The sequence below is a fragment of the Salegentibacter maritimus genome, from assembly GCF_016236915.1.
GTDB classification, from domain to species: Bacteria; Bacteroidota; Bacteroidia; order Flavobacteriales; family Flavobacteriaceae; genus Salegentibacter; species Salegentibacter maritimus.
Map to the genome: position 1 here is coordinate 23531 of NZ_JAEHOK010000031.1, position 6204 is coordinate 29734.

Below are 6204 nucleotides of genomic sequence, written 5' to 3' on the forward strand. Positions count from 1 at the left end.
TTCTAAAATCTGTGAGGCCTTTTTTTTTGCGAAAGTCTTGATAAATAGGGGAAAGTAAATTAATACCTAAACAGTTTTTTAAGTTTCAACTTATTATCGGTATTTAATTTTCCAAGAATTGTAATAAACGCAACAGCAGTAATAAAGGCATCTCCTGCTGCCGTGTGGCGATCTTTAATATCTATATGATAAGTTTCAGCAATTTCATCTAGTGAATAATTTCTTTCCCTATTAATAAGATTTGAGATTATTCTTGTACCCCGGTAGAGTTTTACGGTATCCAACACTTTGTTTTTTAATTTTGGAAGTCCCATTCTGGCAAGTGCCTGGTTTAGCATTCCAATATCAAAACCTGCGTGATGGGCTACCAGAACTGAATTTCCTATATATTTTAAAAATGCTTTTACCGCTTCTTCCTCTTGCAGGGTTTCTATACGCTCGTTTTGTATAATCCCATGAATTTTAACCGTTTTAGGGTTAAATGTTTCCTGGGAAATATACTCTTCAAATCCGTCTGCTACATCAATAGACTTATTGGTAATACCTACCGCACCAATGCATAGCATTCTGTCTTTAATGAGATCAAAGCCTGTGGTTTCGGTATCAAAAACGACAAAACGGGTATGTTCAATTTCTTTAGAAGGTTTCTCCTGAAATTTTGCTTCATACTTTTTCCAGAAATCCGGAAAATCTTCACGCTTATTTTTAAATATGTTTAGCATTATGTATAAGGAGTTACTTCGAATCTAAATTTTATTAATTCCTGTACCTGTCTAATACTTTTAAAACAACGCTTTAATTTTATCTTTTCTTCTTTACTTAAGTTCTCCAGGTCTATATACCTGCCACTATTTCTATTCTTTAAACCTTGCTTGGTTCTAAATTTAATTAAGACTTTGGAAGCGTAAGCACAGGCCAGGAATAAATCTTTATTATTCGGCTCTAATTGTGCTAATTTTTCAAAGCGTTCTGCAGTATTGCTAATATTTCTTACCTGATGCTGCAAAATTAGTAGTCTGGCAGCATCGGTTATGGGAGTGATTGCACGTTTTTTTATGTCAAAGAAATCTTTGTTTTCTCCATTCTGTTCTACTAAAAATTGCCGGAAAAAACCTAGAGGGGAAGGGTTTCTTAAAGTTGTGGCCCCCATAACACTATAGAATTTTTTATTGTTTTGTGTTAAACTAAAAATATGGTTAGCCAGCTCATTTGAGAGTTTGATGTTACCGTAAGAAATATCAAAATCAAAGAAGATTGAACATAGTAATATTTCGTCGTTACCGGGGTCTACAATCCAGTTCGTGAATTGCTGTTTCCATTCTTGAAGACTTAAACAATAGTTAGGGTTTTTAGCCATCATCTCTGCAGGGCAGTATTCATAACCAATTATGTTTAGTCGTTTGTTTACTTTTCTAGATAATTCCAGAAAGTAGGCTCTGGTTTCTTCCAGTTTCTCTTGCGGTACTTCTTCAAAAATCAAGGCATTATCCTGGTCGGTTTGTAAAAGTTGTTCTTTTCTTGCCTGACTTCCCAGGGCGATCCAGGTAAAATCACAGGGTGGGGGAGTGGGGAGTTTTTTTATACATCGCTCTATTATCCTTTTAATGGTAGCATCATTTAATTCAAAAATAATTTTTGAAATATGATTTAAAGGGATATTTGAAGCTAAAAAACCTTTCAATAATAATGTTATTTTATGTCTGATTTTCTTTAATTCGTTTGTGCTGCTACTTCGCTGAATAGCTTTCATTAATACCGATGGATTATGCCCTTCAGAAACCATAATGTCATGTTCTGATACCACTCCAACTACCTTAGTGTTTGGAGTGCCATCTTCTGTTATACAAACATGGTTTATATGATGCTTCATCATAGTGAGCTGGGCTTGTGCAATTGTAATACCTCTTGGGTAACAAATTACCGGCGAAGACATTATTTTTGAAATTGGTGTTTCGATAGAAAATACTCCGGTGGCCACCATATTTCTAAAATCTTCGTCGGTTACAATTCCTTTTGGCGTATTTTCTTCCACTATTAAAACAGAGCCTACTTTTTTTCTCCTCATTAATTGAGCTGCTTTTTTTATAGTGGTTTCAGGAGAGGCCATTATTACTTTTCTGGTAACCGGGGCGGGTTGAAGCTCAAATAAATTATTATTGGGTTGAAATTGATTTTCCTCCGGCTCCTTTTCTGAAATTAACTTTCCTTTATGTGCTTCAGCATAAGGATTTCTGGTGTTTGAAGCGAAACTTTGTATAAGAAAACTCCCTACCTCTTTATTTTTTTCAGATAAAGGTTTAAATTTTTTAATTGGAATGGCGTAAAGAACGGTCTCTTCGTCTGCAATAGCATTGATGAGGTAATTTTCTTTAGCGAATAAAGGTCTTAAACCAAAGATATCACCTTCATCACATTTATCTATGGTTTCTCTTTTATCGTTATTTATACGCTCCAGGGAAACTGCTCCTTTATTTACTACATAAAAACGTTTATGACCGGTATCGCCTTCGGCAAATAAGGTTTTTCCTTTTTCAAGATATTTTACTTTTACATTTTTAGAGATGCTAAGTAAATCTTCTTTTTGTAGAAGGTTGAAAGGAGGGTAATTCTTTAGAAAATCGGCTATTCTAGAGGCAATGGTATTCTTCATACGGCTAATTTAAATAAAAAGAAGCACAGCCGTTTCATTCAATTTTAAATATTGATCTTATAATTTTTAATCATATTTAAAATTACTTTTTCGGTTTCAGAAAGAGAAATATAGTCTTGTTTTTCTTCCGATTTAATTTTTTTGAAATAGGGGGGTATCTCACCGGTTTCATAAGAATTTATTATTTCTGGGTGTACGTAATAGCTCCTGCAAACGGCTCGTGTATTCCCCAATCCTTCAGCGGTGGTATCGAAGGCTTTTAAGATACGTTGTTTATTTTCCTTTTCATTATCTGTATAGCCTAACTCCAACAGGGTTTCAAAAAATATTTTGGTAGCACTCCAGGTTCTAAAATCCTTTGCCGAGAAAAGGTCACCACTTATTTCATGAATATAATCGTTAATCATGCCACTATCTATAGCCTGCTTGTTGCTGTTTTCATCATAAAATTTAAAAAGCTCCCAACCTGGAATTTCTTCACACTGATTGATAAGTTTTATTAATTTTTTATTTTTTACGCTTACAGAGTGTTCCTTTCCTTTTTTGCCTATAAACTCGAATTTGATACTGTTTTTAAATGTCTTAACGTGTCGGGTTCTAAAAGTTGAAAGTCCGTAGGTCTTATTTTTCTTCGCATAATAATGATTTCCTATTCTAATATGGGTTTCTTCCATAAGTCTTAGGATTAATGCGAGGACTTTCTTTTTAGTCATTTTAGGTAAATCAAGATCTTTATCTACTTGCTTTCTTATTTTGGGTAAATTTTCGCCAAAGGCGGCCATTTTAAAAAACTTAGATTCATTTCTTAACTTAATCCAGGTAGGGTGGTAAATATATTGTTTACGATTTTTTTCATCACGTCCCACCACTTGTAAATGTCCGTTTTTTAAATGAGTAATTTTCACTTCCTGCCAGGCGGGTGGAATTGCCAGGTTTTTTATCCGTTTAATGGTTTCGTGGTCTTGTATGCGCTTTCCTTTATTTATGTATGAGAAGCCTCTTCCCATTTTCTTACGATTAATAGAAAGTTTTTCTTCAGATACATAGGTAAGATTGGCAAAATCTACCGTTTCACAAGGGTTGGAAATTAAGCTGTTTATTTCCTCAGGAGAAAGAGTCATTAATTGATCTTTTTTAATAAATATAATTGGAAAAATTCCCGGGGTATAATAAAGTAATGTGAAAGTATGCTTAAGAAAATAAAAAAGTCCTTCTTAGCATAGGCTAAAAAGGACTTTTCCATAGTATGACTTATAGTTTGTTAACTAAAATAGCTAAAACTTTCTCCTTCTTTAATTTTTAGAACGCTTTCATAAATTAATTTAATTACATTTTCTACATCATCTTTATGTACCATCTCTACCGTAGTATGCATATATCTTAAAGGAAGGGAAATTAAAGCAGATGGAACACCACCATTACTATAGGCAAAAGCATCGGTATCTGTTCCCGTAAATCTTGAATTAGCCATTCTTTGGAAAGGAATTTCTTTTTCCTGGGCAGTTTCAATAAGTAGCTCTCTTAGTTTATTTTGTACGGCAGGGGCGTGAGCAATCACCGGGCCGTGTCCAATTTTTGTATCACCGGTCTTCTTTTTATTGATCATAGGGGTATTGGTGTCGTGTGTTACATCGGTCACTATAGCCACATTGGGTTTAATACGCTGGGTAATCATTTCGGCTCCGCGAAGTCCAATTTCCTCCTGTACAGCATTGGTAATATATAATCCAAACGGAAGTTCTTTTTTATTTTCTTTTAAAAGCTTTGCAACCTGTGCAATCATAAAGCCTCCCATACGGTTGTCTAAGGCACGGCATACATATTTGTTTTCATTAAGAATAAAGAACTCATCGGGGTAGGTAATTACACATCCTACATGAACCCCAAGTTCTTCAACTTCATCCTTACTGGTGCAACCAACATCTATACATATATTGTCTATTTTGGGAGATTGCTCACTGTCTTTATCACGAGTATGAATTGCCGGCCATCCAAAGACCCCTTTTACAATCCCTTTTTTTGTATGAATGTTAACCCGTTTCGAGGCTGCAATTTGGTGATCACTTCCGCCATTTCTTACCACATAAATAAAACCATCATCGGTTATATAGTTTACGTACCACGATATTTCGTCGGCATGTCCTTCTATTACTACTTTATATTCGGCTTTTGGGTTTATTACCCCAACTGCTGTACCATAACTATCGGTAATAAATTCGTCTACATAAGGTTTTAAATAATCCATCCATAGTTTCTGTCCCTCAGATTCATAACCCGTTGGAGAAGCGTTATTAAGATATTTTTCCAGAAACTCTATAGATTGCTTGTCAAGAATACTGTCTTTGCTCATAGTTTTGATTTTTTACGAATTTAATAAGAATTAAATGTATGGCAACTCATTATTCATTAATTTTGGAATGATTTTAGTGCGCTAACAAGCTAAATAAATTGGGGAATGCTTAGAACACTTTCTATAATATTATTTTTTAGTTTTTCCGGTCTTTTTGCCCAGGATAGTGTTCCTGTTCAAGATACTTTACAAAAACGATATATGATTATTGCTGGAGATACGGTGCCAAGGGAAAGTATAAATCTTAATGAGGTAGTGATTTTAAAAAAACTTCATTTTGATAATTTAGCCGACAGAAAAAGATACCTAATATTAAGGAGGAAAACCAGGAAGGTTTATCCTTATGCTAAACTGGCATCGGAACGCTTAATAGCACTAAATGCCAGACTTGATGAAATAGATTCGAGATCGGCTCAAAGAAAATACACTAGAATTGTTCAAAATTATATAGAAGAGGAGTTTTCTGCCGAATTAAAAAAACTTACACATACAGAAGGGCAAATCCTTGTAAAATTGGTGCATCGCCAAACAGGCACTACAGCTTTTAATCTAATTAAAAATTTAAAAAGTGGTTGGCGGGCATTCTGGTATAATACAACTGCCAGTTTGTTCGAGATTTCTTTAAAAGAAGAATTTGATCCTATTAATAATGAGGAAGACTTTTTGATCGAAGATATTTTGCAGCGCTCTTTTGTTCATGATATACTGGAACCACAAGCTACAGCACTGGATTTTGAGTATGTTGAACTTACCGATAAATGGAGTAAGAATAAGAGTCGGTTAAATTAACTTTTCAATTCTAAAATTTTCTTTAAAATTTTTTATCTTACAAGTTCCTTTTTTAGAGGCTGTTATAATTTTGTTTTAAGTTTTCTTTAAAAAAATGTGAAGTTGAGCTTGTGGGAGTAAAAAACAGCAGTATATTTGCACCCGCTTTGCGCCACAAGAGGTTTGTGGTTCTAAGTTAAGAAGTTCATTACATACTGGGATTGCGATGTTTTTAGGGCTAAGAAAGCTCAAAAAAATAAAAGTAAAAAAACTTTATTTTTTGCTTGTCAGATTCAAAAGAGGTTGTATATTTGCAGCCGCAAAAACAGCGAATGATTTTGATAAAAATTGTAGTTGTTTTTAAGTTCTTTTAATCGGGTAAAGCTTTCAAAAAAACTTAAAATTTTTCTAAAAAATATTTGGTTGATAAAGAAAA

At 33.9% G+C, this 6204-nt stretch carries 5 protein-coding genes; 1 reads left to right on the top strand and 4 read right to left on the bottom strand.

Translation table 11 applies throughout. The annotated features are described in order from the left end of the window. Positions 1–59: 59 nt before the first annotated feature. From I6U49_RS15730 to I6U49_RS15745, 4 genes are all read right to left on the bottom strand, one after another. The gene (locus I6U49_RS15730; RefSeq protein WP_198629547.1) at positions 60–722 is read right to left on the bottom strand and encodes a 3'-5' exonuclease; all 663 of its coding nucleotides are present in this window, start codon (positions 720–722) and stop codon (positions 60–62) included. Continuing rightward, positions 722–2650: a DUF294 nucleotidyltransferase-like domain-containing protein gene (locus I6U49_RS15735; RefSeq protein WP_198629548.1), complete on the bottom strand. Its 1929-nt coding sequence runs from the start codon at positions 2648–2650 to the stop codon at positions 722–724. Before I6U49_RS15735 ends, I6U49_RS15730 begins: the two co-directional genes overlap by 1 nt. A 44-nt stretch (positions 2651–2694) precedes the next feature. Continuing rightward, entirely contained in the window at positions 2695–3771 is a 1077-nt protein-coding gene (locus I6U49_RS15740; protein ID WP_198629549.1) for a DNA topoisomerase IB, read from the bottom strand. Positions 3772–3911: 140 nt separating this feature from the next. Next, positions 3912–5000: a M42 family metallopeptidase gene (locus I6U49_RS15745; protein ID WP_198629550.1), complete on the bottom strand. Its 1089-nt coding sequence runs from the start codon at positions 4998–5000 to the stop codon at positions 3912–3914. 105 nt (positions 5001–5105) lie between these two features. Between I6U49_RS15745 and I6U49_RS15750 the strand changes: the two genes are divergently transcribed. Beyond that, a complete protein-coding gene (locus I6U49_RS15750) occupies positions 5106–5789 on the top strand; it encodes a DUF4294 domain-containing protein (RefSeq protein ID WP_198629551.1) in 684 nt (227 codons plus the stop codon). The last annotated feature ends 415 nt before the right edge of the window (positions 5790–6204 follow it).